This is a genomic window from Mycolicibacterium rutilum, from assembly GCF_900108565.1.
In the GTDB taxonomy this organism is placed as follows: Bacteria; Actinomycetota; Actinomycetes; order Mycobacteriales; family Mycobacteriaceae; genus Mycobacterium; species Mycobacterium rutilum.
In genome coordinates this window covers 2090518-2117018 of the sequence record NZ_LT629971.1, presented here as the reverse complement: position 1 = coordinate 2117018, position 26501 = coordinate 2090518, and the positions used below count along the sequence as shown (strand labels likewise).

The 26501-nt window shown below is 68.1% G+C and carries 24 protein-coding genes; 13 read left to right on the top strand and 11 right to left on the bottom strand.

Going from position 1 to position 26501, the window contains the following annotated elements; genetic code table 11:
* Positions 1-20: 20 nt before the first annotated feature.
* Genes BLW81_RS10275 through BLW81_RS10250 form a run of 6 tightly spaced genes read right to left on the bottom strand, consistent with a single transcriptional unit; the run spans position 21 to position 5990 of the window.
* A complete protein-coding gene (locus BLW81_RS10275; protein ID WP_083407072.1) occupies positions 21-1187 on the bottom strand; it encodes a 17-hydroxy-3-oxo-4-pregnene-20-carboxyl-CoA lyase in 1167 nt (388 codons plus the stop codon).
* Positions 1187-1591, bottom strand: coding sequence for a MaoC family dehydratase (locus BLW81_RS10270; protein ID WP_083407071.1), 405 nt, complete (start codon positions 1589-1591; stop codon positions 1187-1189). The genes BLW81_RS10275 and BLW81_RS10270 overlap by 1 nt, the downstream gene beginning before the upstream one ends.
* Entirely contained in the window at positions 1588-2547 is a 960-nt protein-coding gene (locus tag BLW81_RS10265; RefSeq protein ID WP_083407070.1) for a bifunctional MaoC family dehydratase N-terminal/OB-fold nucleic acid binding domain-containing protein, read from the bottom strand. Before BLW81_RS10265 ends, BLW81_RS10270 begins: the two co-directional genes overlap by 4 nt.
* On the bottom strand, positions 2544-3707 hold the full coding sequence (gene fadE29, locus BLW81_RS10260; RefSeq protein WP_083407069.1) for an acyl-CoA dehydrogenase FadE29: 1164 nt from the start codon (positions 3705-3707) through the stop codon (positions 2544-2546). Before fadE29 ends, BLW81_RS10265 begins: the two co-directional genes overlap by 4 nt.
* A complete protein-coding gene (locus tag BLW81_RS10255; protein ID WP_083407068.1) occupies positions 3692-4705 on the bottom strand; it encodes an acyl-CoA dehydrogenase family protein in 1014 nt (337 codons plus the stop codon). The genes fadE29 and BLW81_RS10255 overlap by 16 nt, the downstream gene beginning before the upstream one ends.
* 46 nt (positions 4706-4751) lie before the next feature.
* On the bottom strand, positions 4752-5990 hold the full coding sequence (locus BLW81_RS10250; RefSeq protein ID WP_083407067.1) for a cytochrome P450: 1239 nt from the start codon (positions 5988-5990) through the stop codon (positions 4752-4754).
* 121 nt (positions 5991-6111) lie between these two features.
* On the opposite strand from BLW81_RS10250, the gene BLW81_RS10245 reads away from it, so the two are divergent.
* Positions 6112-7275: a steroid 3-ketoacyl-CoA thiolase gene (locus tag BLW81_RS10245; protein ID WP_083407066.1), complete on the top strand. Its 1164-nt coding sequence runs from the start codon at positions 6112-6114 to the stop codon at positions 7273-7275.
* Between the two features lie 66 nt (positions 7276-7341).
* Here BLW81_RS10245 and BLW81_RS10240 read toward each other — a convergent pair whose 3' ends face one another.
* On the bottom strand, positions 7342-7755 hold the full coding sequence (locus BLW81_RS10240; protein WP_083407065.1) for a DUF8021 domain-containing protein: 414 nt from the start codon (positions 7753-7755) through the stop codon (positions 7342-7344).
* Between the two features lie 1274 nt (positions 7756-9029).
* On the opposite strand from BLW81_RS10240, the gene BLW81_RS10235 reads away from it, so the two are divergent.
* The gene (locus BLW81_RS10235; RefSeq protein WP_083407064.1) at positions 9030-10355 is read left to right on the top strand and encodes a hypothetical protein; all 1326 of its coding nucleotides are present in this window, start codon (positions 9030-9032) and stop codon (positions 10353-10355) included.
* A 134-nt stretch (positions 10356-10489) separates the two neighbouring features.
* Positions 10490-11818 carry a hypothetical protein gene (locus BLW81_RS30215; protein ID WP_083407063.1) on the top strand — a complete coding sequence of 443 codons (1329 nt, stop codon included), beginning with the start codon at positions 10490-10492 and terminating at the stop codon, positions 11816-11818.
* A gap of 57 nt (positions 11819-11875) precedes the next feature.
* Here the strand turns inward: BLW81_RS30215 and BLW81_RS10225 are convergent, their stop codons facing one another.
* Entirely contained in the window at positions 11876-13852 is a 1977-nt protein-coding gene (locus BLW81_RS10225) for a TRAP transporter permease (protein WP_407662337.1), read from the bottom strand.
* Between the two features lie 83 nt (positions 13853-13935).
* Entirely contained in the window at positions 13936-14976 is a 1041-nt protein-coding gene (locus BLW81_RS10220) for a TAXI family TRAP transporter solute-binding subunit (RefSeq protein WP_083407061.1), read from the bottom strand.
* Between the two features lie 76 nt (positions 14977-15052).
* On the opposite strand from BLW81_RS10220, the gene BLW81_RS10215 reads away from it, so the two are divergent.
* From BLW81_RS10215 to BLW81_RS10200, 3 genes are read left to right on the top strand one after another with little or no spacing between them, the layout of a single operon-like run.
* Complete coding sequence (locus tag BLW81_RS10215; RefSeq protein ID WP_083410446.1) at positions 15053-16315, top strand: histidine phosphatase family protein; 1263 nt, start codon at positions 15053-15055, stop codon at positions 16313-16315.
* Between the two features lie 50 nt (positions 16316-16365).
* Complete coding sequence (locus BLW81_RS29925; protein WP_235632233.1) at positions 16366-17736, top strand: EspA/EspE family type VII secretion system effector; 1371 nt, start codon at positions 16366-16368, stop codon at positions 17734-17736.
* Positions 17733-18707, top strand: a complete 975-nt coding sequence (locus BLW81_RS10200; protein ID WP_235632232.1) for a hypothetical protein — start codon at positions 17733-17735, stop codon at positions 18705-18707. Before BLW81_RS29925 ends, BLW81_RS10200 begins: the two co-directional genes overlap by 4 nt.
* A gap of 1 nt (position 18708) precedes the next feature.
* On the opposite strand, the gene BLW81_RS10195 is transcribed toward BLW81_RS10200, so the two are convergent.
* Positions 18709-19614 carry an SDR family oxidoreductase gene (locus BLW81_RS10195; protein ID WP_083407060.1) on the bottom strand — a complete coding sequence of 302 codons (906 nt, stop codon included), beginning with the start codon at positions 19612-19614 and terminating at the stop codon, positions 18709-18711.
* Positions 19615-19648: 34 nt separating this feature from the next.
* Positions 19649-20422, bottom strand: a complete 774-nt coding sequence (locus tag BLW81_RS10190; protein WP_083407059.1) for an SDR family oxidoreductase — start codon at positions 20420-20422, stop codon at positions 19649-19651.
* Between the two features lie 53 nt (positions 20423-20475).
* On the opposite strand from BLW81_RS10190, the gene echA20 reads away from it, so the two are divergent.
* From echA20 to BLW81_RS10155, 7 genes are read left to right on the top strand one after another with little or no spacing between them, the layout of a single operon-like run.
* A complete protein-coding gene (gene echA20, locus BLW81_RS10185; RefSeq protein ID WP_083407058.1) occupies positions 20476-21231 on the top strand; it encodes a (7aS)-7a-methyl-1,5-dioxo-2,3,5,6,7,7a-hexahydro-1H-indene-carboxyl-CoA hydrolase in 756 nt (251 codons plus the stop codon).
* Positions 21228-22091 carry a cholesterol ring-cleaving hydrolase subunit IpdA gene (gene ipdA, locus BLW81_RS10180; protein WP_083407057.1) on the top strand — a complete coding sequence of 288 codons (864 nt, stop codon included), beginning with the start codon at positions 21228-21230 and terminating at the stop codon, positions 22089-22091. The genes echA20 and ipdA overlap by 4 nt, the downstream gene beginning before the upstream one ends.
* Positions 22088-22834 carry a cholesterol ring-cleaving hydrolase subunit IpdB gene (gene ipdB / locus BLW81_RS10175; RefSeq protein WP_083407056.1) on the top strand — a complete coding sequence of 249 codons (747 nt, stop codon included), beginning with the start codon at positions 22088-22090 and terminating at the stop codon, positions 22832-22834. The genes ipdA and ipdB overlap by 4 nt, the downstream gene beginning before the upstream one ends.
* Positions 22831-23907 carry a (3aS,4S,5R,7aS)-5-hydroxy-7a-methyl-1-oxo-octahydro-1H-indene-4-carboxyl-CoA dehydrogenase gene (ipdC, locus tag BLW81_RS10170; RefSeq protein WP_083407055.1) on the top strand — a complete coding sequence of 359 codons (1077 nt, stop codon included), beginning with the start codon at positions 22831-22833 and terminating at the stop codon, positions 23905-23907. The genes ipdB and ipdC overlap by 4 nt, the downstream gene beginning before the upstream one ends.
* 43 nt (positions 23908-23950) lie before the next feature.
* Positions 23951-24601, top strand: coding sequence for a SatD family protein (locus BLW81_RS10165; protein ID WP_083407054.1), 651 nt, complete (start codon positions 23951-23953; stop codon positions 24599-24601).
* Positions 24598-25323, top strand: a complete 726-nt coding sequence (locus BLW81_RS10160) for a hypothetical protein (RefSeq protein WP_083407053.1) — start codon at positions 24598-24600, stop codon at positions 25321-25323. Before BLW81_RS10165 ends, BLW81_RS10160 begins: the two co-directional genes overlap by 4 nt.
* 56 nt (positions 25324-25379) lie before the next feature.
* Positions 25380-26495, top strand: coding sequence for an NDMA-dependent alcohol dehydrogenase (locus BLW81_RS10155; protein ID WP_083407052.1), 1116 nt, complete (start codon positions 25380-25382; stop codon positions 26493-26495).
* Positions 26496-26501: the final 6 nt, after the last annotated feature.

The window sequence follows — 26501 nt, the reverse complement described above, 5'->3', positions numbered from 1 at the left end:
GGGTAGTGGGTGCCGAGGGCTCAGCCCAGGATCAAGCCCGAGGTCGGCACGCCGGTGCCCGCGGTGACGAGGACATGCTCGACGTCGGGCACCGGGTTGACCGAGGTACCGCGCAGTTGCCGCACGCCTTCGGCGATTCCGTTCATGCCGTGGATGTAGGCCTCGCCCAACTGCCCGCCGTGGGTGTTGATCGGAAGCCGGCCACCGACCTCGATCGCGCCGTCGGCGATGAAGTCCTTGGCGTCACCGCGGTCGCAGAAACCGAGTTCTTCCAACTGGATCAGCGTGAACGGCGTGAAGTGGTCGTAGAGGATCGCGGTCTGGATGTCCTGCGGCGTCAGGCCGGACTGCGACCACAGCTGCTGTCCGACCAGCCCCATCTCGGGCAGGCCGAGTTCGGCGCGGTAGTAGCTGGTCATCGAGTACTGGTCCGGGCTCGACCCCTGCGACGCCGCCTCGATGATCGCCGGCCGGTGCTTGAGGTCCTTGGCCCGCTCCGCGGACGTCACCACGAGCGCCACGCCGCCATCGGTTTCCTGGCAACAATCCAGCAACCGCAGCGGCTCGGCGATCCAGCGTGAATTCTGGTGATCCTCAATGGTGATCGGCTTCTCGTAGAAGTACGCCTTCGGGTTCTTGGCCGCGTGTTTGCGGTCGGCGACCGAGATGGCGCCGAAGTCACGGCTCGTCGCGCCCGACTGGTGCATGTAGCGCCTGGCGATCATGGCGACCTGCGCCGCCGGCGTGGACAGCCCGTGCGGATAGGAGAACGAGTTGTCGACACCGGTCGAGTCGGCGTTCTCCACCAGCCGCATCTGCACCTGGCCGAACCGCACCCCCGACCGCTCGTTGAACGCGCGGTACGCCACAACGCAATCGGCGACACCGGTCGCGACGGCGATGGCCGCCTGCTGGACCGTGGCGCACGCCGCGCCGCCGCCGTGGTGGATCTTCGAGAAGAACTTCAGATCACCGATGCCCGTCGCCCGCGCGATCGCGACCTCGGTGTTGGAGTCCATCGTGAACGTGACCATGCCGTCGACGTCGGCGGGCGTCAGGCCCGCATCGTCGAGCGCGTCGAGGACCGCCTCCGAGGCGAGCCGTAGTTCGCTGCGGCCCGAGTTCTTGGAGAAGTCGGTGGCGCCGATCCCGACGATCGCCGCCTTGCCGGAGAACTCACCCGCCATCAGGCACCTCCGCCGATCGTGAGCGTCGCGGTGGCGATCACGTGATCGCCGAGGCTGTTGCTGCCAACAATTTTCAGCGTGATCACCTCACCGTCGATGGCGGTCACCTCGCCTGTGAACGTCACGGTGTCGTAGGCGTACCACGGCACGCCCAGGCGCAGTGAGATCGACTTGATGAGCGCGGTCGGCCCGGCCCAGTCGGTGATGTAGCGCTGCACCAGACCGGTGTCGGTGAGGATGTTGACGAAGATGTCCTTGGACCCCTTCGCCTGCGCCTTGTCCCGGTCATGGTGCACGTCCTGGTAGTCGCGGGTGGCGATGGCCGTCGACACGATGAAGGTGGGGTCGCCATACAGCGCGAGTTCGGGCAGTTTGGTGCCGACCGGCACGGCAGGGGCGCTCATGCCTCCGGCTCCCACGCGTACAGCGTCCACGCCGGACCGGAGTCGCCCTCCGGGAAGTCGATATACGTTGCGCGAACCGGCATTCCGATCTCCACGGTGGCAGGGTCGACGTTGCGGAGCTCACCGAGCATCCGCACGCCTTCTTCGAGTTCGACGAGCGCGATGACGAACGGCAGCGTGCGTCCGGGCACCTTCGGCGCGTGGTGGACGACGAAGCTGAACACGGTGCCCTTGCCGCTGGACACGACGTAGTCGGTCGGCTGGTCCTTGTCCAACCACAGTGCGGGCACCGGCGGGTGCACCAGCGTGCCGTCGCCGCGCTTCTGGATCCGCAGCTCGTGGGCGTTGACACCGTCCCAGAAGAATTTGGTGTCCCGCGACGACGCGGGCCGCATCATCATGCCCGCATCCAGGTCGTCGGGCACCGAGGTGCCTGCGCTGCTGTCGGCGGGCTTGAATTTCATGATGCGCCATAGCATCTCGGCCACGTCTTCATCGCCCACCGACCAGGTGATCTTCTGCGTGATGAAGAAGCCCTCGCCGAGCGCGGTGTTCTTCGGCCCGACGACGTCGGTCAGTTCGGCGGTCACGCTGATCTCTTCACCCGTGCGCAGATACCGGTGGTAGGTCTGTTCGCAGTTCGTCGCGACCACACCGATGTAGCCTGCTTCGTCGAACAGGTCGAGGATCTTGCCGAGGGGGTCGTCGTCGGGGCGGACCCCGCCCAGGCCCATCATCGTCCACACCTGGATCATCGCCGGCGGAGCGACCGCGCCGGGATGCCCGGCGGCCCTGGCCGCGGCGTCGTCGACGTAGATGGGGTTCTTGTCGCCCATGGCATCGAGCCAGTGGTCGATCATCGGCTGGTTGACCGGGTGCCTGCCGACGCGTGGCTTGCTCTTGCCCTCCGCCTTGACCCGTTCGGCCGCGGCCTGGATATCCTCGACTGCGCTCACCGCGGAACCCTCGGCACCTTCAGCCCCGCGGCCGCGATCATCTCCCGCATCACCTCGTTGACACCTCCGCCGAACGTGATCACCAGGTTTCGCTTCGTCTGCGAGTCAAGCCATTCCAGCAGTTCCGCCGTCTCTGGTTCGGCGGGGTTGCCGTACTTGCCGACGATCTCCTCGGCCAGCCGGCCGGCGTATTGGATGCGCTCGGTGCCGAACACCTTGGTGGCGGCCGCATCCGCGACGTCGATGGTCTCTCCCGCCGCGGCGACCTGCCAGTTGAGCAGCTCGTTGATCCGCCACATCGCCTTGAGCTCGCCGAGCGAACGCTTGACGTCGGCGTGCTCGAGCGGGATGTCGCCGTTGGCACCGGGTTTCGACGCCCACGCGTGCACCCGATCGTAGAGTGCGGCGAACCGGCCGGCCGGCCCGAGCATCACCCGCTCGTTGTTCAGCTGGGTGGTGATCAGCTTCCAGCCGCCGTTCTCCTCGCCGACCAACATGTCGGCGGGGACCCGCACGTCGTTGTAATAGGTGGCGTTGGTGTGGTGCGCGCCGTCGGACAGGATCATTGGCGTCCACGAGTAGCCCGGATCCTTGGTATCGACGATGAGGATCGAGATGCCCTTGTGCTTGACCGCTTCGGGGTCGGTGCGGCACGCCAGCCAGATGTAATCAGCGTCGTGCCCGCCGGTGGTGAACACCTTCTGCCCGTTGACGATGTACTCGTCGCCCTGCCGCACCGCGGTCGTGCGCAGCGACGCCAGGTCGGTGCCCGCCTCCGGTTCGGTGTAGCCGATCGCGAAGTGCACCTCGCCGGCGAGGATCGCGGGCAGGAACTTCTTCTTCTGCGCCTCGGTGCCGTACTGCTGCAGGGTGGGTCCGACGGTCTGCAGCGTCACGGCGGGCAGCGGCACGTCCGCGCGCTGTGCCTCGTTGACGAAGATCGACTGCTCGATCGGGCCGAAGCCCAGCCCGCCGAATTCCTTGGGCCAGCCCACGCCGAGCTTGCCGTCCGAGCCCATCCGCTTGATGACCGTGCGGTAGGCCTTGCCGTGGCGGTCCTTGGCCATCTCCTCGGCCTCTTCGGGCGAGATGAGATTCGAGAAGTACTCCCGCAGTTCGGCTTGCAGCTGCTTCTGCTCCGGGGTCAGTTCGATGAACATTGCGCTCCCACCAACTCGAGCCGGTGTGCTTGTCCGCCCACCAGGCGCGCCAGGTCTTTGATCGATGAGTAGTAGCGGTCCATCGGATAGGTGATGTCCATTCCCATGCCGCCGTGCAGGTGGTGGCAGAGCTGCATCGCGGGCGGCGCCTGCGAGGCCAGCCAGTAGCCGAGGATGTCGATGTCGTCGTCCGCGTCGCGGCCCTCCGACAGTCGCCACGTCACCGCGTTGGAAGCCAATGTCAATGTGCGCGAGGCGATGTATACCTCCGCCAGCTGAGCGGCGACGGTCTGGAACGTCGACAGCGGCTTGCCGAACTGCTCGCGGTTCGCGACGTAGTCGGCGGTGAGCCGCAGCGCGCCTGCCACCAGTCCCGCCGCGAACGCGCCGATCGCCGCGACCGCCAGCTGATTGACCCGTCGCGCGGTGGCACCGTCGAGCACGCCGTCGACCTCGGCGTCGGCGAACGTCACGGTGTACTCGTCGCCGTGGTTGGACGTGGGGGTCTTGGTCACCGACACACCGTCGGCCTTCGGCGAGACCACAACGACCGCGTTGTCCGTGGTCACGACCAGCCAATCCGCCTGTCCGGCATACGGAACAGCGACCTTGGTACCGCTGAGCCTGCCGTTGGCGAAGGTTGTCGTCGGCCGATCCGGCAGTGGCGCGCCGGGTTCGTTGAGCGCGGCCGAGAGCACAGCACCCTTCGCCACCGCGCCCAGATAGCGGTCCTGCTGCTCCTCGGTCGCCGACTCGAGCAGCGGCAGCAGCCCGAAGCCCAGTGTCGCCAGCGCGGGGCTGACGGTGCCGTGCCTGCCGATCTCGGTGAGCGCCGTGGCCACCTCGGGCAACCCGACGCCGTCGCCACCGAGGCGCTCCGGGACCGCCAGCGCGGTCACGCCGCCGGACACCAGGGCGTCCCAACTATTGTCCCTGCTGAGCACCGAGGTGACCACATCGGCGACAGCCAACTGCCCTTCATCGGGACTGAAGTCCACCCGAATCCTCCTTGATTCGATTGCGCTGCGCGAGCGGCGATCCGGACTACGCGCTCTTACCGGTGTAGTCGACCTGCCAGTGTTTGATGCCGTTCAGCCAACCAGACTTCAGCCGCTCGGGCTCGCCGATCGGCTTGATGTCGGGCATGTTGTCGGCGACCGCGTTGAAGATCAGGTTGATCGTCATGCGCGCCAGGTTCGCGCCGATGCAGTAGTGCGCGCCGGTGCCGCCGAAGCCCACGTGCGGGTTCGGGTCGCGCAGGATGTTGAAGCTGTGCGGGTCCTCGAAGACCTCTTCGTCGAAGTTGGCCGACCGATAGCTCATCACCACCCGATCGCCCTTCTTGATCTTCACCCCGGACAGCTCGGTGTCCTCGAGCGCGGTGCGCTGAAACGCCGAAACCGGCGTGGCCCAACGGATGATCTCGTCGGCGGCGGTCGCCGGGCGCTCTCGCTTGTACAGCTCCCACTGCTCGGGGTTCTGGGTGAACGCGACCATGCCGTGGGTGATGGAGTTGCGGGTGGTCTCGTTGCCCGCCACCGCGAGCATGATCACGAAGAAGCCGAACTCGTCGTCGGAGAGCTTCTCACCGTCGATGTCGGCCTCGATCAGCTTGGTGACGATGTCCTCGGTGGGGTTCTTGGCCCGCTCCTCGGCCATCTTCATCGCGTACTGGATCAGCTCGAACGACGACATCGCGGGGTCGACGTCGGCGTACTCCGGGTCCTCGCCCGCCGTCATCTCATTGGACCAGCGGAAGATCTTGTCGCGGTCGTCCTGCGGCACGCCGAGCAGTTCGGCGATGGCCTGCAGCGGCAGCTCGCACGACACCTGCTCGACGAAGTCGCCGGAGCCCTCGGCGGCGGCCGTCTGGGCGATGCGCTGCGCACGCGATCGCAGCTCGTCCTCGAGCCTGCCGATCGCGCGCGGTGTGAAACCACGCGAGATGATCTTGCGCAGCCGGGTGTGCTGCGGCGCATCCATGTTCAACAGCACGGCGCGCTGCAGGTCGATGGCGTCGCGGGTCATGTCCTGCGGCCAGACCGGGATGGCGCCGTCCGGTGAACTGCCGAAGATGTCGTTGCGCTTGGACACCTCTTTGACGTCGGCATGCTTGGTGACCAGCCAATAGCCCTTGTCGCCGAAGCCACCCGTACCGCCGGGCACGTCGACCCAGTGGATAGGCTCCGACTTGCGCAGCTCGGCGAGTTCGGCAACCGGCAGACGCTCGAGATTAAGGGTCGCGTCGAGGAAGTCGAAGTCAGCTGGGATCAGGCTTGGCATGTGTATGAACTCCTCAATTGCAACGTGTTCTAGTGCCAGTAAAACATGCCTTCTGCGCAGATAAAAGGCAGGTCACCATCCTTGCTTGTCAGAGTAATGAAACGTGTTCTAGCCTGACGGAATGGGTAACCCTGTCATCGTTGAAGCCACTCGCAGCCCCATCGGTAAGCGCAACGGCTGGCTCTCCGGCCTGCACGCCACCGAACTGCTGGGTGCCACGCAGAAGGCTCTCGTCGAGAAGGCGGGCATCGACGCCGCCGACGTGGAGCAGGTCATCGGCGGCTGCGTCACGCAGTTCGGCGAGCAGTCCAACAACATCACCCGGGTGAGCTGGCTGGTGGCCGGACTGCCCGATCACGTCGGCGCGATGACCGTTGACTGCCAGTGCGGCAGCGGTCAGCAGGCCAACGGCCTCGTCGCCGGCCTGATCGCCGCGGGCGCCATCGACATCGGCATCGCCTGCGGCATCGAGGCGATGAGCCGAGTCGGGTTGGGGGCCAACGCCGGACCCGATCGCAGCATCCTGCGCCCCGCGTCGTGGGACATCGATCTGCCCGATCAGTTCACCGCCGCCGAGCGAATCGCCAAGCGCCGCGGCATCACTCGCGAGGAGATCGACCAGTTCGGGTTCGACTCGCAGCGAAAGGCCAAGCTAGCGTGGGCCGAGGGCCGGTTCGACCGCGAGATCAGCGGCATCGAGGCGCCGGTGCTCGACGAGCAGAAGCAGCCGACCAGCGAGCGCCACGTCGTCACGCGCGACCAGGGGCTGCGCGACACCACCCTCGAGGGGCTGGCGTCGCTCAAGCCCGTGCTCGACGACGGCATCCACACCGCGGGCACCTCGTCGCAGATCTCCGATGGCGCCGCGGCCGTGCTGTGGATGGACGAGGACAAGGCCCGCGCGCTCGGCCTCAAGCCGCGGGCGCGCATCGTCAGCCAGGCGCTCGTGGGCGCGGAGCCGTACTACCACCTCGACGGTCCGGTGCAGTCCACATCGAAGGTGCTCGAGAAGGCCGGCATGAAGATGGGCGACATCGACATCGTCGAGATCAACGAGGCCTTCGCCTCGGTCGTGTTGTCCTGGGCGCGGGTGCACGAGCCCGACATGGACCGGGTGAACGTCAATGGCGGTGCGATCGCGCTCGGGCACCCAGTCGGGAGCACCGGCAGCCGGCTGATCACCACCGCGCTGCACGAGTTGGAGCGCACCGATCAGAGCACGGCATTGATCACGATGTGCGCCGGCGGCGCGTTGTCCACCGGCACGATCATCGAGCGCATCTAATCCCCGCGCGCCCCTGTCGCGCGAACAGCCGCAAAGTGCCCCCGATCCTCGCCGATCGGGGGCACTTTACGTCTGGTCGCGCCGGATGGCGGGACTGAACCGCGCGCGGATGTGATGGATCCTGCCGTCCGCGGCGGGGATGAGGAACGTTTCGCGGACCGGCGCGACGACCCGGCGTCCGGCGATCTTGGCCTTGGTGACGACGGTGAACGTCGCGTGCACGTGGTCGCCGTCGACCGTGAACTTCCGGTCGGTTGTCGCCGCGATGATGCGGTACTGCGGGCCGTTGTTGAGGCTGCGCCGGAGATGGTCGCCGGAGAATCCGGTCTTCACGCCCTGTTCCACGCGTACGCAGCCGGGCGCGAACGGCACCGCGTCCGCCCGGTGACTGGCGAGGGCGTCGATGTAGGCGTCTGCGGCCGCGATGCGGTCGGCGTCGGAGACTTCTGAGCCGGCGGAGGAATCGGGGTTTGATGCCACCGCCCGAGCATAGGGTGCGGTCAACCGCTGCGGATGGCGGCCGCCTCAGTTCGTTTGCTGAAAACGACGGTCCAGTTAAATCTAAGCCGCGATCGCGGTGTCAGCGATTGAATTCATTAAGCGTGCAGGAAAGGTCTATTGGAGCAGTAATTTGCATAATCAACGATAATTCTTGGTCGGCATTGCCGTTCGCAACGAGAGATCATCACCCCCTGCACTCGCCCGTCTATGGGCCGACGCGCCAGGGCAACATATGAGATAAGCGTGTAACTAACACGTTAATTAGATCTTGATTTTCTGACCGGCAACGCAAATAGATATTCGCGTCAACGTGACACCCACGCGCCAACGAAAGCCTGGACCTGCCATCGCCAAAGCTGTCCTGAGCCGCACCGGAAGTCCCACACCACAGCGTTTATAGCGAAGGCAAGGATTCGGTTGGGCTGCGATGCATCCCGACCGCCGGGCCGTCCGCGATCAGCCGAGACCGATGGACAAGCACGCCGGTTATCTGATTCAGCAAACAATCCTGTGGTCATTCTTCTTGCATAAGCAACGTTGCACGCACGTCACTACCGCCCTCCTGCTATCTCGACTGCCGTTGCCCGAGACGCACCGAGCGGCGTTGCCAAGCACGTCCGCGATCCCGCCGGCGACGTTGGCGACGACACGATCTATTTGCATGTGCAAGCGCCTGACCTGCACTGAGAATGTCTAATAACCTGCAGTTCAGGACGCCCGCCTGGCGCCGCGAAGGCGCGCAGGCCGAGGTGGTGGTGCCGCTATGCGTGGACGCGCCGCGCACTGATCGAAGCCTTCGAACGCGGGCGAAAAAATTCGCCTGAGCCGAATCGGCAAAAACCTTGACGCAAATCTCAGCAAAGTCATACAGTTACCGCGCCACTGCTCAGCAGGTACTCAGCGTTGCGTCCGGCGGTGGGGGGAGGCTGCGAAATAGTGTCGAGCCAGCGAATTGCCGGTAACCGGCCGGGGGGACGGGGCGTGTCCTCCGATGACGGCTCGGGTGACGTCTCGACGCGGCCCATTCGACGCGACGAAATCTCTCGCGCTCCGCCGCTGTTCGGTCTGCGATACCGGCAGCGTTTCCGGCGATGTCCGGTTTCACCCAGTCGATAAGCGGTCGGATAAAAGTGCACGAAAAAAGGGGGTTCGGGGACCACGTCACGGCGAATCGAGTGACGACAGGCAGAGAACTTTTGCCATCAACTATTCCGGGACGCGACGAGCGTCTTCTGATCAGTAAGGACATAGGAATGGAACGCAAGACATACTCACCGACGGCCAAGCGCGCCGTCGCGGCGGCGTTTGCCGGTGCGCTGGCGCTGTCGTTTGGCGGACTGACGGTGGTGCCGGATGACGCTGCCTCGCAGCTGCTGGCCGCACCGTCGAGCGTCAGCGGCGCCTGGGGCGACCTGCCCCTGCAGGGCGGCGACGGCGGCAGTAACGGCAACAACAGCGGCGGCGGTGGCGGCACCGGCGGCAGCAGCGGTGACGGCGGCACGGGCAGCGGTACAGGCACCGGCGCGGGTGGCACCGGCGGCGCCGGTGTGGGTGGCGGCGGCACCGGCGGCGGTGGCACCGGCGGCAGCGCCGGCAGCGGCGCCGCGGGAGGCGGCGGTGCGACCGGCGGCGCCGCGGTAGGCGGATCCGGCGGCAGCAGCGGCAGCAGCGTCGGCGGCGGCAGCGGTAACGCCAACGGCGGCACCGGCGGCAGCGCCGGCAACGCCAACGGCGGTGACGGCGGCACGGGCGGCGCCAGCGGCGCCGCAACCAGCGGCGGCGGGGTCAGTGCCGGCGGTATCGGAGCGGGCGGGCCCGGCGGCGCCAGCGCCGGCGGACCCGGCGGCGCTGCAGTCGGAGGTGCGGGCGGCAACACCGGTGGCGGCGGCGCGGGTGGCGCAGGCGGCGTCGGCGGCGGCGGTGACAACAGTGGCGGCGGCGCTGGCGGCAACGGCGGCAACGCCAGCGCCGGCAACGGCGGCACTGCATCGGCCAACGGTGGCGCTGCCGGCGATACCAGCGGCGGCGCCGGGACCGGCGGCGCGGGTGGCGCGGTCACGACGGGCGCGGCCACCAGCGGTGACGCCAGCGGTGGCGCCGGCGGCGATGGCGGCACGCCCACCGGCGGTGCCGGCGGCGACGGCGGCACGAGCACCGGCGGCGCGGGTGGCGATACCGGCGACGGCGGCGCGGGTGGCGCGGCCACCGGCGGCGGTGCGACCGGCGGCGACGCGAGCTCGGGTGACGCCACGGGCGGCGCTGGTGACGGCGGCAACGGCTCTGGCGGCGGCGGTGCCGGCGGGGACGGATCCGGTGGCAGCGGCAGCGGCACCGGGACCGGTGGCGACACGAACGCCGGTGACGCCGGCGGAACGGCGAACGGGGGCTCGGGTGACACCTCGAGCACCAGCGCATCGTCGTCGTCGCTGCTGTCGAATTTCCTCAACGGGGTGCTGAGCATCTTCGGCTTCGGGGGAAGCGACGGCGGCGCCAGCGCCGAGGGCGGCGACTCCGGCGGCGGGTCCACCAACCCGTTCGCCGCGTTGATCGAGGCGTTCACCAGCTTCCTGCCGTTCTGAGGGACACCGGTGAACTGAGTTCCGGGCCGGGTCGCCGACCTCACGTCGGTGGCCCGGCACCGGAACCGCCAATCACACGAACTCAAATCACCAGAGGCATCCGATGCCTCCAAAAACCAAGTGAGGGAACAAGAATGGAACGCAAGACATACTCGCCGACGGCCAAGCGCGCCGTCGCGGCGGCATTCGCCGGTGCGCTGGCACTGTCGTTCGGCGGACTGACGGTGGTGCCAAACGACGCTGCCTCGCAGCTGCTGGCCGCACCGTCCAGCGTCAGCGGCGCCTGGGGCGACCTGCCCCTGCAGGGCGGCGACGGCGGCGACAACGGCAACAACAGCGGCGGCGGCGGCGGCACCGGCGGCAGCAGCGGTAACGGCGGAGCCGGCACCGGTGCAGGCGCCGGTGGACCGGGTACCGGCGGCGGCGGGGCCGGCGGCACCGGTGCCGGCGGGGCCGGTGCCGGAGGCGATGCCACAAGCGGTGGCGGCACCGGCGGCGCAGCGGCCGGTGGCGGCGCGGCGGGTGGCGCCGGCGGCTCCAGCGGCAGCAGCGCCGGCGGCAGTAGCGGCAATGCCAACGGCGGCGACGGCGGCAGCGCCGGCAATGCCAACGGCGGCGCGGGCGGGGCCGGCGGCACCAGCGGCGATGCAACCAGCGGTTCCGGCTCCAGCACCGGCGGCGCCGGAACGGGTGGCGCAGGCGGAAACAGCATCGGTGGTGCCGGTGGACCGGCCACCGGCGGTGCGGGCGGCAACGCCGGTAACGGCGGCGCCGGCGGCGCGGGCGGTAACGGCGGCGGCGGCAACGGCAGCCCCGGCGGCGCCGGCGGTGCGGGCGGCTCGGGCGGCCCGGGTGGTGCGGGCGGTAATGCCTCATCCAACGGCGGCGCCGGCGGCGACGCCAACGGCGGCGCGGGCACCGGCGGTGCGGGCGGCGACGTCACGACCGGGGCGGCGACCAGCGGTGACGCCAGCGGCGGCGCAGGCGGCGCGGGTGGGAATCCCACCGCGGGCGCGGGCGGTGCAGGTGGCAACACCAACGGCGGTGACGGTGGCGACACCGGCGACGGCGGCGCGGGTGGCGGAGCGACCGGCGGCGACGCCACCGGTGGCGACGGCACCAGCGGTGGCGCCACCGGCGGCGACGGCTCCGGCGGCAACGGCGCCGGTGGATCGGGTGCCGGTGGTGACGGCGACGGTGGCAACGGCACCGGAACCGGGACCGGCGGGGACACCAATGCCGGCAACGCCGGTGGCACCTCCAATGGTGGTTCGGCCAACAGCAATTCGAACAGCGCGTCGTCGTCGAACCTGTTGTCGAACTTCCTCAACGGGTTCTTCAGCCTCTTCGGCTTCGGTGGTGGCGACAGCGGCGCCAGCGCCGAGGGTGGCAACACCGGCGGCGGGTCCACCAACCCGTTCGCCGCACTGATCGAGGCGTTCACCAGCTTCCTGCCCTTCTAGGACAGCGCAGTTGGTGAGATGAACTGATCGAACGCCAGTAGGAAGTGGCGTCTCCCGTCAATCGGGAGGCGCCACTTTCGCGTTGTTCGGGCGCGAATCCGGAAGCGCTGGTCGTCTGCGAGCCGTGACGAGGTGCACAGCCGCGGCCGCCGCGAACAGCCCCGCCCCCACCGCGATCGTCGCTGGACTCAAATAGAGCAGGCAAGCGGCCGCGGGAGCGCACAACAGCCGCTCGGGCCATCCAGCCCTGCGGGTCATCCAGCCGCCCGTCACCACGGCCAGCGCCGCGACCGCGAGCGCTCCGACCGCAGCCGTCCACACCATGTCCCCGAACGAGCGCAGGCCGAGCAGCCCTTCCCCGGACTCGGTGAGCACGAACGCAAATGGGACCAGGAAGGCCGGCAGGGTGTACTTCCACGTCTGCCACATCGTCGCGACCACCCGCCCACCGGTGATCGCCGATGCGGCGACCGCCGCCAGCGCCGTCGGAGGCGTCACCTCCGAAAGCACTGCGAAGTAGAACACGAACATCGCCGCGGCGGGCGCGGCGACGCCGAGATCCTGGAGCGCCGGCCCGACGATCACCCAGGCGATCACGAACGAAGCCGTGACGGGGACCGCCAGCCCGAGCACCGATACCGCGACCGCAGCGAAGATCGCGGTGAAAATCAGCACAGCTGTTGGGTTTTCGCTGATCGACCGGGCGGTGTTCACGAGTATCGAGTTGAGTTGCAAGCCCAGCCCGGTGCGGGTGATCATCGCCGCAATGACACCGGCCGCCGCGCACACCGCGGCCACCGACAACACGCCGCGGACCCCGGTGGCCAACGCGTTGTAGAGCTTCGCGGGGGTGAGGCGGTGCTCGGAATCGAGGTAGGACAACACGATCTGGACAGCGGTGGCGTACACGACCGCCCGCATCGCCGACACGTCCATCGCCAGGAACACCACGATCGTCGCCAACGAGATCAGGTGGTAGCCGAACCTGCCGAGCAGGCGCCACGCGGATCGCGACGTGTCGGGCTCGACCTCGGACGTGGCGTAACGGCGGGCGTCGATCTCCACCGCCAGCAGAATTCCCAAGTAGTACAGGATCGTCGGGACGACCGCCCACACCAGCACGGTCAGGTACGGCACGCCGAGGTACTCCGCGATGATGAACGCCGCGGCGCCCAGCGTCGGCGGCGACAGGATCGCGCCGATGCCCGCGGCGGCCAGCATGCCGCCCGCGTTCTCGCTCGGGTACCCGGCGCGGCGCAGCACCGGCCAGGTGACGGTGCCGAGGCTCACCGTGGTGGCGGTGCCCGAACCCGACACGCTGCCGAGCAGGAAACCCGCGAGGGTGACCGTCCTTCCGGGTGCCGCACGGGACCGGCGGAACGCCGCGAACGACAGGTCGATGAAGAACTTGCTGGCGCCCGACGCATCGAGCACGGCTCCGTAGATGGTGAACAACACGATGTATGTGGCGGCCACGTCGAGCGGCACACCGTACAGTCCCGTCGACTGAAGGAACGACGCGCTGATGATCTGGTCCCAGTCCACCCCGGCATGCGCGATCGCCGCGCCCTGCGGGAGGTATCCGCCGTAGTAGGCGTAGGCCAGCGCGAGCAGCAGGACCAACGGCAGCGCGGCCCCGGTGGTCCGTCGGCACGCCTCGAGGACGAGCAGCAGCACGATCGTCCCGACGACGATGTCGACCATCCCCGGCGTGGCCTGCCTGCTCAGGAACTCGTCGAATCCGCCTCCGCCGTCGCCGATTTCGAGCGGAAGAACCGGATACAGGCAGGCCAGCAACGCGACCGCGGCCAGCAACCAGTCGACCGGTCCCGGGTTCGGCCGCGGTTCGGCGGAGTTGCGGCGCAGCCGCAGCCCGGACCGGTAACACAGCAGTGTCAACGGCAACACCGCCGCCAGGAACAGGATCAGCGAGACCTGGTTGCCCTGCGCGAGCGGGAAGAACACCTGATAGATCGCGAACACCGCGATCGCGACGCAGCACGCGCGGACCAGCACGGCAACCCAGCCGCTCAGTTGGCGGGCCGGCTTCTCATCCTCGTAGGTCGCCGACGCCTGGGCGACCGGGATTTCCCGGTCGTCCTCGCGTTGCGTCCCGGTCAGCTCGCCGCGCCGAGTTCGTCGAGCGCCTTCTGCGCGCCGGGATGCAGCGGCACCGGGTCCGTCTGGCGGGCGTTCTCCAGCGTGATCCCCTCGGCCGCCTTGTTGGCCTTGACGAGCGCGTCCTTGTGGTCGTAGAGCGCCTTGGTGAGCACGCAGGCGGTGTTGCCGTCCATATCGTCCTTGACGAGAAGGAGATTCGGCACCACGACAGTCGGCACGTCGGCCGGCGTCTGATAGATGTTGGCCGGGATGACGCCGCGTTCGTAGATCGGGTTGATCTGCTGGAGTTTGGTCAGCGTGTCGGTCACGTCGAGGAACTTGACGTTGCCGCGCTGGCTGACGAACAGGTCGGTGACGCCGCCGGTGGGCAGGCCGCCAGACCAGAACATCGCATCGATCGAGCCGTCCTTCATGCCCTCGACGGTCTTGCCGAGTTCGGTGCGCTGCGCCGCGATGTCGGTGGCTGGGTCGAGACCGGCCGCCTCGAGCATGCGGTTGGCGATGACCTCCGTGCCCGAGTTCGGCGAGCCCGTGGAGACCCGCTTACCGCGCATCTCGGCGATCGAGTTGATCCCGGCGTCCGCGCGGGCGATGACCTGGGTGTAGTTCGGGTAGAGCCGGGTGAGCGCGGCGATCGGCTGCTTGCCGTCGAAGGAGCCCATACCGTTGACGGCGTCGGCTGCCGTGTCGGCGAGCGAGAACGCGACCTGGTGGGTGCCTGCGACGAGTTGCTGGATGTTCTGCAGCGACGCCGACGTCTCGGCGGCGGTGGCCCGCAACTTGCCTCCGCTCTGCTGACTGATCGCTTCGCCGTACGCGCCGCCGAGCACGTAGTACACCCCGGTGGTGTTGCCGGTGGCGATGCTGATCCTGGCGTCGGAGGTGACCTCGCAGGAGGTCGGCTCGGCCGCCGCCGGCCCGTCGTCTCCGCCTCGTTGACCGCCACAACCGGCCAGCACCAACAACATTGCGCCGAGTACGGCGCCGATCCCGTGCCGTTTCACGGCTCCATCATGGAGGGCCGCGCGCTGCCGCATCGGCGTTTTCACCCACTTCGTCCGGTCTGCGTCGTACCGTGGGCGGGCACGCATCGGGGCGACGGACGGAGTGGCGATGCGCAGTTCTTCGACGCAGCGAATTCTGCGGATCACCATCGCCGCGGTCAGCGCGGTGCTCCTTGTCCTCGTCGGCGCGGTGCCGTCGTGGGCGATGACGCTGACGTTCGTGCGGCACGCCGAATCGTTGGCCAACGCCGCCGGCGTCATCGACACGTCGGTGCCCGGGCCGGGTCTGAGCCCGCTCGGCGAGCAGCAGGCCCTGGACGCGGCCGCCGCACTCGTCGGCAATGGCTACGACGGCATCTACGTCTCGTCGATGCTGCGCACCCAGCAGACCGCGCAACCGCTGCTCGACCTGTTGCCCGGTTCGGCCTACCAGGTCCTGCCCGGGCTGCGCGAGATCAACGCGGGCATCTTCGAGGGTGCTTCCGAGGACGAAGGGCTGGGCCGCCTCGGCTACGCGCTCGCGCCGGCCGCATGGATGTTGGGCGCCCGCTTCCTGCCGGTGCTCGGCGGTGAAGACGGAAACGCGTTCGACGCCAGGGTCGATGGCGCGATCAAGCAGATCGCCGACAACGGCGACGAGAACGCCGTCGCGTTCTCCCACGGCGCCACGATCATGTTCTGGGTGATGATGAACGTCGACAACCCCGATCTGGGCCTGCTGCTCAGCCACCAGTTGAACAACACCGAGGCGGTCGTCATCGAGGGTAGTCCGGAGGAGGGTTGGACACTGGTCAGCTGGGCCGGACGACCGGTCGCCGCCGACCCCTCGCTGCCCACCAAGCTGTTCGTAAACGTTCGGGACCTGGTGGTGGCGCCGCAGACCGCGCTCTACAACGTCGGGCGGGCATTGGCCTCAGGTGATGTCGCGGCGTTGGCAAATGCGGTGCGCGACGGCATCTTCGACGTCACCCGGGCAGTGGTGCGGTTCGTCCCGGACACGGTTCACGACATCGTCGACTCGTTCGGCGGGTCCGCGCCGGCACTAACCCAAGAACCCGATACCACGACGGCTGACGTCGCACCCGACACTGCGGAAGCGCCCGACGTCGCACCGCTCGCCAAGCGCGGAAAACGCGACGGTGCAAGCGATCTCACCGACGGAAACAAGGTTGTCCCTGGCGACAAGGTGACCGATGCCGCGGCATCCGCGGACGCGGAAGACGAGGCGGCCGACGCGGAACTGGTCGAGGAAGCGGAGCCGGCCGAAGATGCGGAGCCGGCGGAGGACGACGCGCCCGCCGCTGGCGACGTCGACGCACCGGCCGACGAGGACACCGACACCGATACCGCCTCCGAGCCGGAAGCGGCATAGGCGCGAAATTCGCGCCATGAGGTGCCGGCTACGCGTGGGAAAATAGCGAGGTGAGTGTGCTCGCGGCGTTCCTGTCGACGTGGTCGAACGCGCGCGCGACATTCGGCCAGAACGCCCCGCAGCCGGGCGCACAGTACGACAACAGCGGTACTCTCCTGCAGCTGCAGTCCGACCTGGGTTCGGCCGCGCCCGGCAGCAGGTGGACGGGCACCGCCGCGTCCGCCTACGACACGGTCAACACCGAGCATCGCCGCGTCATCGGGCGCATCGCCGAATTGGACCAGCGGCTCGGCGCGCAAGTCGACCGGTCCGCCGAGGTCGTCACCGCCGGGCGCGACCGGCTCGACGCGGTCCGCCAGTGGGTGCTCGCCGCCGCGGCCAGCGTGCCGCAGAACGCCGCCGGCGAGCGGATGCTGGTGCCGATCGTGCAAAAGGGCGTCGGCGACATCATCGACGTCGTCACGGCATCCAACAGCGAGCTCAATGCGATCGGCGCCCAGATCGGCCGCCTCGGCGAGGAATACCGGACGCTGAGCGATCAGAAGTTCGGCCGGGAGGGCGGACCGCAGTTCATCGGGCCCGAGGACGGCGATGGCAAAGGCGAGCCGGACAACGAGTACGAACAGGCTCTACGCGACGCCGGACTGCTCGACGGGCCGCCGCCCACCGGCTACTACCGTGAGTGGCTGGAAAACGCTGAGCGTCAGGGTGTTCCACCGGAGACCATCGTCGACATCGCCCGTAGGCACAACATCACCCCGGACAGTTTCACCGTGCTCGACGGCATGGAGAAGGTCACCGACCCGGACGGGAAGTCGTACTTCCTGATGCCTCCGGGCACCAGCGGTGAGGACGCCCGCAAGGCGGCGTTGATGACGTACATCCTCAACTGCGGCACCGACTACGGCGAGAACCCGCAGACCGACTTCCCGGAGACGCCGTACTCGGCCGACGAGGTGCAGCGCATCATCGACCGCCAGAACGCGAACGCCTGGAGCTACAACCGCGATGTCGACTTCGTGCACGACAACGGCGGGCGCCTGATGACGACACCGAACGGAATGCTGATGGGGTTGGGCGGCAACCAGTATCAAGACATGTTCAGCGAGGGCGGCGGCAGTACGTGGGGCGACATCTTCATGGTCAACATCGACGACCCGAGCGACCCGGCCCAGACCCTGCGCGACATGGTCGACGACGGTGTGATGTGGTATCCGACCGAAGGCGGTGAGGGCGCGCCGGGCAACAATCGCCTCGACCTCGACCGCATCCTGCACCACGAGGAGATCCACTCGCAGCAGTGGCAGCAGAAGGGCTATCTCGGTTTCATCGACGCCTACCTCACCGGCAAGCTCGTCGAGATCTTCACCGACCATCCGATGGAGAAGGACGCCGGTCTGTCCGACGGGGGGTATCAGTGATCCGCCTGGTGCTGGTCATCCTGGCGGTCTTCGGCGTCTCCGGCTGCCTCGTGCCCAGCGCGCCGGTGCCCGACGAGCCGTCGCTGCCAGTGGTGTTCGGGGCACGGGTGACCGATGGCCAGTTGCGCCTGTGGACCGGAACACCGTGCCGGCGCGTCGAACAAGTGATGGTGCGGTTCTCCCCCGGCCCTGGCGGCAGGCTGCAGTTGACGGCTCCACCCGACCGGGCCACCGAATTCGAGTTCCTGACGCTCGACGGCCCGTATCCCGGCGGCCTGGCCGTCACCGAACCGCTTGCAGATGGATTCGACTGGCGCGCAGCCAAAACCGTCTCGTTGACGGTGGAGCCCTCCGAGGGGGCGGGCACCACGGCGGCCGATATCGCCGAAATCGTCGACGGGTCGGCGCAGCACCCCGACGACAGCTACTACTTCGAGGGCGTCGGCTGGCTCAACCCCGAACAGGTCACCGAACAGAATGGCAAGTCACTGCTCACGATCTGCACCACGGACCCCGCATCCGAGCCCGAGCTGCCGGCGACCTTCGGGGCGCGGGTGACCGATGGAACACTCGAGATCGCGACGGGCACGCCGTGTGCCGAGACCAACGGGGTGTCGCTGTTCTTCCGCCCGACGGATCCCAACCGCAGCGACATCCAGCTGCGGATGTTCGTCCCCCACGGTTCGCCGCCGGTCGACTTCGACCGCCTCAGGCTCGGCGAAATTCCGCCGGGCATGAGGATCGACCGACCGTTGCCGGACGGATTCGACTGGCACAGCATGGAATCGGTCCAACTGTCGATCCATCGGCCCGACTACCACCGGGACACGCGCGTCGACCTGGCCGAGGTGATCAGGGGTTCTGCGGAGCACCCCGCCGACATGTACTACTTCCAGGGCGCCGGCTGGCTCGATCTTGCGCAGGCCGCCGAACAGGACGGCAAGACGTACCTGAGCGCGTGCCGCGAATAGCTCAGGCCCCGAAGACCGGCAACGGGGTCCGCGACTTTTCGAGCAGGTCGCTGACGACCGGGCCCAGTTCGGCCGGGTCCCAGCGCGCGCCCTTGTCGGCTTCGGCACCGCGTGCCCAGCCCTCGGCGACCCGGATGATGCCGCCTTCGACCTCGAACACCCGGCCGGTAATCTCGCGGGACTCGACGCTGCCCAACCACACCACCAGCGGTGAGATGTTCTGCGGCGCCATCGCGTCGAAGTCCTGGCCCTGGGTCGACATCATCTCGGCGAACACCGTCTCGGTCATCCGGGTCCGCGCCGACGGGGCGATCGCGTTGACCGTGACGCCGTAGCGGCCCATCTCGGCGGCCGCCACCAACGTCATCGCCGCGATGCCGGCCTTGGCGGCGCTGTAATTCGCCTGTCCCACACTGCCTTGCAGGCCCGCTCCGGAACTGGTGTTGATGATCCGCGCGTCGACCGTGTTGCCCGCCTTGGACTGGGCCCGCCAGTACGCCGCCGCGTGCCGCATGGTCGCGAAGTGCCCTTTGAGGTGCACGGCGATGACGGCGTCGAACTCCTCTTCGCTGGTGTTGGCGAACATCCGGTCGCGCACGATGCCGGCGTTGTTCACCAGCACGTCGAGCCCGCCGAACGTGTCGACCGCGGCTTGGATCAGGCCCTCGGCCTGGGCCCAGTCGGCGACGTTGGCGCCGTTGGCGACGGCCTCGCCACCGGCAGCGGTGATTTCGTCGACGACGCTCTGCGCGGCGCTGCCGCCACCGGCCGGTGATCCGTCCAGGCCGACGCCGATGTCGTTGACGACGACGCGGGCGCCTTCGGCGGCGAAGGCCAGCGCATGAGCGCGGCCGATGCCGCCGCCCGATCCCGTCACGATGACCACACGGCCGTCGAGCAGTCCCATATCCGTTGTCTCCTCGGTTGTTTGAGTTCGCGCGCTATTTGATGTCGGCGGTGGTGGTGGCCAGGTAGTGCGGTGGTTCGCCGCCGCCGTGTACCTCGAGCGACGCCCCGCTGATGTAGGACGCCGCGTCCGACGCCAGAAACGCTGCTGCCCAGCCGACGTCGGCCGGATTGGCCAGTCGGCCCAGCGGCACGTTCTTCGAGATCGCGGCGATCGAGTCGGCGTCGCCGTAGAACAGTTCGGACTGCTCGGTCTCGACCATGCCGACCACGACCGAGTTGATCCGCACCTTGGGTGCCCACTCGACGGCCAACGTCGATGTGAGGCTTTCGATCCCGGCCTTCGCCGCGCCGTAGGGCGCCGTGCCCGGTGTCGGCCTGCGACCGCTGACGCTGGCGATGTTGATGATCGACCCGCCCCGGTCCTGCTGCTGCATCACCGCGTTGGCATGCGTCGACACCGACAGCGGACCGAGCAGATTCAACTCGACGATCTTGCGGCTGAACTTCGCCGACGACTCCGCGGCCAGAACGTAGGGCGAGCCGCCCGCATTGTTGACGACGACGTCCAGGCGACCGTGGCGTTCGGTGACGGCGTTGATCATCGCGGCCACCGCGTCGTCGTCGCGCACATCGCAGGAGTGGAACTCGTAGGGCAGCCCGTCGACCGGCCTGCGGGCGCACGTCACGACGGTGGCGCCCTGATCGGCGAACACCGCACTGATGCCCGCGCCGACGCCGCGGACCCCGCCGGTCACCAGAACCACCCGGTCCTTGAGCGCGAGGTTTATCTCTGGGGTGTCGGTCACTGTGCTAGCGTACCAAGCAAGTGCTTGCTTTCCTACCGGACCCAGGAAGTGCCATGACCATCACCTCTGCCGTCACCGAACCGGGCATCGTCTCGGTCACCGTGGACTATCCGCCGGTCAACGCGATTCCGTCGCGCGGCTGGTTCGAACTGGCCGACGCGATCACCGCCGCCGGGCGCGACTACAGCACCCACGTGGTGATCTTGCGGGCCGAGGGCCGCGGCTTCAACGCCGGCGTCGACATCAAGGAGATGCAGAACACCGAGGGCTTCACCGCGCTCATCGACGCCAACCGCGGCTGCTTCGAGGCGTTCCGCGCGGTGTATGAGTGCGCGGTGCCCGTCGTCGCGGCGGTGAACGGCTTCTGCGTCGGCGGCGGTATCGGGCTGGTCGGCAACGCCGACGTGATCGTCGCCTCCGACGACGCGAAGTTCGGGCTGCCCGAGGTCGAACGCGGCGCGCTCGGTGCGGCCACCCACCTGTCCCGGCTGGTGCCGCAGCACATGATGCGACGGCTGTTCTTCACCGCGGCCACCGTCTCCGCCGACACCCTGCACCACTTCGGTTCGGTGCACGAGGTGGTCCCGCGCGCCGAACTCGACGAGGCGGCGTTGCGTGTCGCCCGCGACATCGCCGCCAAGGACACGCGGGTCATCCGCGCCGCGAAGGAGGCACTGAACTTCATCGACGTGCAGCCCGTCAACGCGCGGTACCGCATGGAGCAGGGCTTCACGTTCGAACTGAACCTCGCGGGCGTGTCCGATGAGCACCGTGACGCGTTCGCCGGGACGGAGAAGGGAAAGCAGTGAGCGACAAGCGAACAACTCTGGACGAGGCGGTCGCCTCGATCCGCAGCGGCATGACCATCGGCATCGGTGGCTGGGGTTCGCGACGCAAACCGATGGCGTTCGTACGGGCCCTGCTGCGTACCGACGTCACCGACCTGACCGTCGTCACCTACGGCGGGCCCGACCTCGGGCTGTTGTGCTCGGCGGGCAAGGTCAAGCGCGTCTACTACGGCTTCGTGTCGCTGGACTCTCCGCCGTTCTACGACCCGTGGTTTGCCAAGGCCCGGACCAGCGGCGCGCTCGAGGCCCGCGAGATGGACGAGGGCATGCTGCGGTGCGGCCTGCAGGCGGCCGCCCAGCGGTTGCCGTTCCTGCCGATCCGCGCCGGGCTCGGCAGCGACGTGCGCGCGTTCTGGGGCGACGAGCTCAAGACGGTCAAATCCCCGTACGACGACCAGGAACTCGTCGCCATGCCGGCACTGAACCTGGACGCGGCATTCGTGCACATGAACCTCGGCGACGAGCGCGGCAACGCCGCCTACACCGGCATCGATCCCTACTTCGACGACCTCTACCTGATGGCCGCCGAACAGCGGTTCCTGTCGGTGGAGAAGGTGGTCTCCACCGAGGAACTGGTCAAATCGGTGCCCCCGCAGGCCCTTCTGATCAACCGGATGATGGTCGACAGCGTCGTCGAGGCCCCGGGTGGCGCGCACTTCACCACCGCCGAACCCGACTACCGCCGTGACGAGAAGTTTCAGCGCCACTACGCAGAGGCGGCCAAGGACGACGCGACGTGGCAGGAGTTCGTCCAGACCTATCTGTCCGGAACCGAGGCGGATTACCAAGCGGCCGTTCGCAAGTTTGGAGAGCAGCAGTGATGTCCGTGTCCCGCGCCGAGGTGTGCGCTGTCGCATGTGCCGAACTGTTCCGCGACGCCGGGGAGATCATGGTCAGCCCGATGGCGACCATGGTGTCGATCGGCGCAAGGCTGGCCCGGCTGACGTTTTCCCCCGACATCCTGCTGACCGACGGTGAGGCGCGGCTGCTCGCCGACACACCGGCTCTCGGTGCTGCCGGTGCCATCGAGGGATGGATGCCGTTCGGCCGGGTGTTCGAGACGCTGGCCTGGGGCCGGCGCCATGTCGTCATGGGCGCCAACCAGATCGACCGCTACGGTAACCAGAACCTGTCGGCGTTCGGGCCGTTGCAGCAACCGACCCGGCAGATGTTCGGCGTGCGCGGTGCCCCCGGCAACACCATCAACCACGCCACCAGTTACTGGGTGGGCAACCACTCCAAGCGGGTGTTCGGCGACTCGGTCGACGTGGTGTCGGGAATCGGCTGGGACAAGGTCGATCCCGCCAACCCGGCATACCGGTTCGTCAACGTCTACCGGGTGGTGACCAACCTCGGTGTGTTCGACTTCAACGGCCCCGACCACCAGATGCGCGCGGTGTCGCTGCATCCCGGCGTCGAGGCCGAGCAGGTCGCCGAGAACACGTCGTTCGAGGTGCACGGGCTGGAGTCGGCAGAACAGACCCGGCTGCCCACCGAGGCCGAGCAGAAACTGATCCGCGACGTCATCGATCCCAAGGGACTGCGGGACAAGGAAATACGGTGAGTACTCCGGCCAAGCCCAAGCTGCGTACACCGCTGACTGAGCTCGTCGGCATCGAGCATCCGGTGGTCCAGACCGGCATGGGCTGGGTCGCGGGCGCGCGGTTGGTCTCGGCGACCTCCAACGCCGGCGGCCTCGGCATCCTGGCGTCGGCGACGATGACGCTCGAGGAACTGCAGACCGCGGTCACGAAGGTCAGGAGCGCGACCGACAAGCCGTTCGGGATCAACATCCGCGCCGACGCCGGTGACGCGAACGAACGTATCGATCTGCTCATCCGCGAAGGGGTGAAGGTCGCGTCGTTCGCGTTGGCGCCGAAGCCGGACCTGATCGCGAAGCTCAAAGAGGCCGGGGTCGTGGTGATTCCGTCGGTCGGCCTGGCCAAGCACGCCAAGAAGGTGGCCGGCTGGGGCGCCGACGCCGTGATCGTCCAGGGCGGTGAAGGTGGCGGACACACCGGCCCGATCGCGACGACGCTGCTGCTGCCCTCGGTGCTCGACGCGGTCGACATCCCGGTCGTGGCGGCCGGCGGCTTCTTCGACGGCCGCGGACTCGCCGCCGCGCTGTCCTATGGCGCCGCCGGTGTCGCGATGGGCACCCGTTTCCTGCTGACCTCCGATTCGACGGTGCCCGAGGCTGTCAAGCGCCGCTACCTCGAATCGGGACTGGACGGGACGGTCGTTTCCACACGCGTGGACGGCATGCCGCACCGCGTGCTGCGCACCGGACTGGTCGAGAAGCTGGAGAGCGGATCTCGACTGCGTGGCTTCAGCGCGGCCGTTCGCAACGCCCAGAAGTTCAAGAAGATGTCGGGCATGACCTGGCAGTCGATGATCCGCGACGGCCTCGAGATGCGGCACGGCAAGGAGCTGACCTGGTCGCAGGTGGTGATGGCCGCCAATACGCCGATGCTGCTGAAGGCGGGGCTGGTCGAGGGCAACACCGACGCCGGAGTGTTGGCGTCGGGCCAGGTCGCAGGCATCCTCGATGATCTGCCATCGTGCGCTGAGCTCATCGACTCGATCGTCGCGGATGCGGTTGCCCGACTGCAGCGGGCCGCCGGCTATATCGGATAAAGGAAATACCTTAAATTCGACATAATGAAGCTATGATCTTCATATGTCGGAAGTGAAGCTGTCCGCTTCATCCACAGTGGCGACGCTGATCGGTGACGTCGTCGGATCCCGCCACGTCGCCGACCGGTCCGCTGTCCACCTGGACCTCAACCGCGCTCTGGCCGGCGTCGGCTCGGCCGCCGTCGATCCCCCCGCGTTCACTGTGGGCGACGAATTCCAAGGCACCTATCCGACCGTCGGACGAGCACTCGAGGCCGCACTGGCCATCCGGTTGGCGGTCGCGCCGGGCGTCGACGTGCGGTTCGGCATCGGGTGGGGCGCGGTGACAATGCTCGACCCCGTCGCCGGCATCCAGGACGGGCCGGGATGGTGGGCGGCGCGCGAGGCCATCGAGTGGACGGCGGCCACCCAGCGCCAACCAGGGATGGCGCTCGTGCGCACAGCATTCCGGTCCGGCGACGACACCCGCCGCGACGTCGACGCGATCAACGCCGCGCTGATGTGTCGGGACCATCTGCTTGGATCGCTCGATGACCGTTCGATACGGATTGTGAAGGGACTGTTGACCGGTACGAGCAAGAAGGACATCGCCGCGGCCGAAGGGGTCAGCGCCTCGGCGGTGTCGCAACGCGCGGGCCGCGACGGGCTCGACCTGATCATCACCGCCTCGCAGGCGTTGGGCAGGGTGCCGTGAGCGCGCTGGCGGTGCTGCTGATCGCGGTCGGGGTCGCCGACATCGCCCGCCGGGTGGCCGAGCGGATCTGGTTGCCGGTGGCGATCGTGCCGGTGGTCGTCATCGGCTGTGCCGCGCTGGCCGGATTGTGGCGGCCGGGCGATGTCGCGTTATTGGCGGTCGCAGTCGCGGCGGGCGTCGGGTGGGTGGTGCTGTGCGCGCGTGCCGAGCGCTCGGGCGGTAAGGAGCTGGCGCCGCTGCTGGTGTTCGGCGGTGCGGTCGGCGCGCTGATCGTGATGTCGGGGTGGAGTTCTGACGTGGCAGGGGTGGTGGCGCGCTGGCCGGAGTGGACGGGGATTGCCGTGTCTGCCGACCGGCTGCTGATGATCGTCGGCGTGATGCTGATGCAGTTGGTCACCGGCAACCAGTTGGTGCGCCTGGTGCTCGGCTCGGTCGGCGCGGTCAAGCCGGCGGGTGAACCGCAACCGTCGGACAAGCTCAAGGGCGGCAGGCTCCTCGGGCCGATGGAGCGGGTGCTGATCCTCGGCCTCGGACTGGCCGGGCAACTGGCGGCCGCGACGGCCGTCGTCGCCGCCAAGAGCATCATCCGCTTCCCCGAGATCAACGCCCAGAAGGCGCGAGAGAACGGGCATATCGGCATCGACGACGTGACCGAGTACTTCCTGGTCGGCAGCTTCGCGAGCTGGATCGTCGCGCTCGGCGGGCTCGCTCTCGCACACTGAACGGTAAGCCTTTCCATTCCCCGAAATTCGGCCCTCCGCTTTCCTACACTCGGCCCATGAAGACGAACGCCGCAGTGCTGTGGGGCCTCAACGAACCGTGGAGCATCGAGGAGATCGACCTCGACGGGCCCAAGGAGGGCGAGGTCCTCGTGCAGTTCGAGGCGACGGGGCTGTGCCATTCGGACCATCACGTCGTCACCGGTGACTTCGCCGGAGTACCGCTGCCGATCATCGGCGGCCACGAGGGTGCGGGCGTGGTCGCCGACGTCGGTCCCGGGGTGCGCGACCTGAAAGTCGGTGACCACGTGGTCACGTCGTTCCTGCCGGCCTGCGGACGCTGCCGGTGGTGCGCGAGCGGGCACCAGAACCTCTGCGACCTGGGCGCTTTGATCCTGGTGGGGTTGCAGGCCGACGGGACCTACCGGCGCAAGGTCGCGGGCAAAGACGTCGGAATATTGTCCGGGGTCGGCAGCTTCTCGCAGTACGGCACGCTGTCGGAGGCGTCGGTGGTCAAGATCGACGACGACCTGCCGCTGGCGCGGGCCTGCCTACTGGGGTGCGGAGTGATGACGGGCTGGGGTTCGGCCGTCAACAGCGCCGATGTCAGCCCCGGCGACACGGTGGTGATCATCGGCTGCGGCGGTATCGGCAGCGGTGCGATCCAGGGCGCGCGGCTCGCCGGCGCCGAGCACATCGTCGTCGTCGATCTGGTGGAGGCCAAGCGCGACAAGGCTTTCGAGTTCGGCGCCACCCATTTCGTGACGTCGATGCCCGAGGCCATGGAACTGGTGGGCGAACTCACCCGCGGCGTGATGGCCGACTCGGCGTTGCTGACCATGGGCGTGCTCGAAGGCCGGATGATCGACGAGGCGCTCAACATCATCCGCAAGGGCGGCGCGGTGGTGATGACCGCGATCGCGTCGATGGCCGACGTGACGCCGACGCTGTCGATGGCGATGATGACGCTGTTCCAGAAACGGCTACTGGGCAGCCTCTACGGCGAGGCGAACCCGCGCGCCGACATCCCGCGACTGCTCAACCTGTACCGCGACGGCAAGCTGCTACTCGATGAAACAGTCACCGCCGAGTACAAGCTGAACGACATCAACGAGGGCTATGACGACATGCTCGCGGGACGCAACATCCGGGGCGTGATCATCCACGACCACTAGCGCGAG

What these genes read in the sequence shown, in the direction of transcription:
- BLW81_RS10275 (WP_083407072.1), bottom strand. Translation starts at nt 1,187, where the DNA reads ATGGCGGGTGAGTTCTCCGGCAAGGCGGCGATCGTCGGGATCGGCGCC.
- BLW81_RS10270 (WP_083407071.1), bottom strand. Translation starts at nt 1,591, where the DNA reads ATGAGCGCCCCTGCCGTGCCGGTCGGCACCAAACTGCCCGAACTCGCG.
- fadE29 (WP_083407069.1), bottom strand. Translation starts at nt 3,707, where the DNA reads ATGTTCATCGAACTGACCCCGGAGCAGAAGCAGCTGCAAGCCGAACTG.
- BLW81_RS10250 (WP_083407067.1), bottom strand. Translation starts at nt 5,990, where the DNA reads ATGCCAAGCCTGATCCCAGCTGACTTCGACTTCCTCGACGCGACCCTT.
- BLW81_RS10245 (WP_083407066.1), top strand. Translation starts at nt 6,112, where the DNA reads ATGGGTAACCCTGTCATCGTTGAAGCCACTCGCAGCCCCATCGGTAAG.
- BLW81_RS10235 (WP_083407064.1), top strand. Translation starts at nt 9,030, where the DNA reads ATGGAACGCAAGACATACTCACCGACGGCCAAGCGCGCCGTCGCGGCG.
- BLW81_RS30215 (WP_083407063.1), top strand. Translation starts at nt 10,490, where the DNA reads ATGGAACGCAAGACATACTCGCCGACGGCCAAGCGCGCCGTCGCGGCG.
- BLW81_RS10220 (WP_083407061.1), bottom strand. Translation starts at nt 14,976, where the DNA reads ATGCGGCAGCGCGCGGCCCTCCATGATGGAGCCGTGAAACGGCACGGG.
- BLW81_RS10215 (WP_083410446.1), top strand. Translation starts at nt 15,053, where the DNA reads ATGCGCAGTTCTTCGACGCAGCGAATTCTGCGGATCACCATCGCCGCG.
- BLW81_RS10195 (WP_083407060.1), bottom strand. Translation starts at nt 19,614, where the DNA reads ATGGGACTGCTCGACGGCCGTGTGGTCATCGTGACGGGATCGGGCGGC.
- echA20 (WP_083407058.1), top strand. Translation starts at nt 20,476, where the DNA reads ATGACCATCACCTCTGCCGTCACCGAACCGGGCATCGTCTCGGTCACC.
- BLW81_RS10165 (WP_083407054.1), top strand. Translation starts at nt 23,951, where the DNA reads ATGTCGGAAGTGAAGCTGTCCGCTTCATCCACAGTGGCGACGCTGATC.
- BLW81_RS10155 (WP_083407052.1), top strand. Translation starts at nt 25,380, where the DNA reads ATGAAGACGAACGCCGCAGTGCTGTGGGGCCTCAACGAACCGTGGAGC.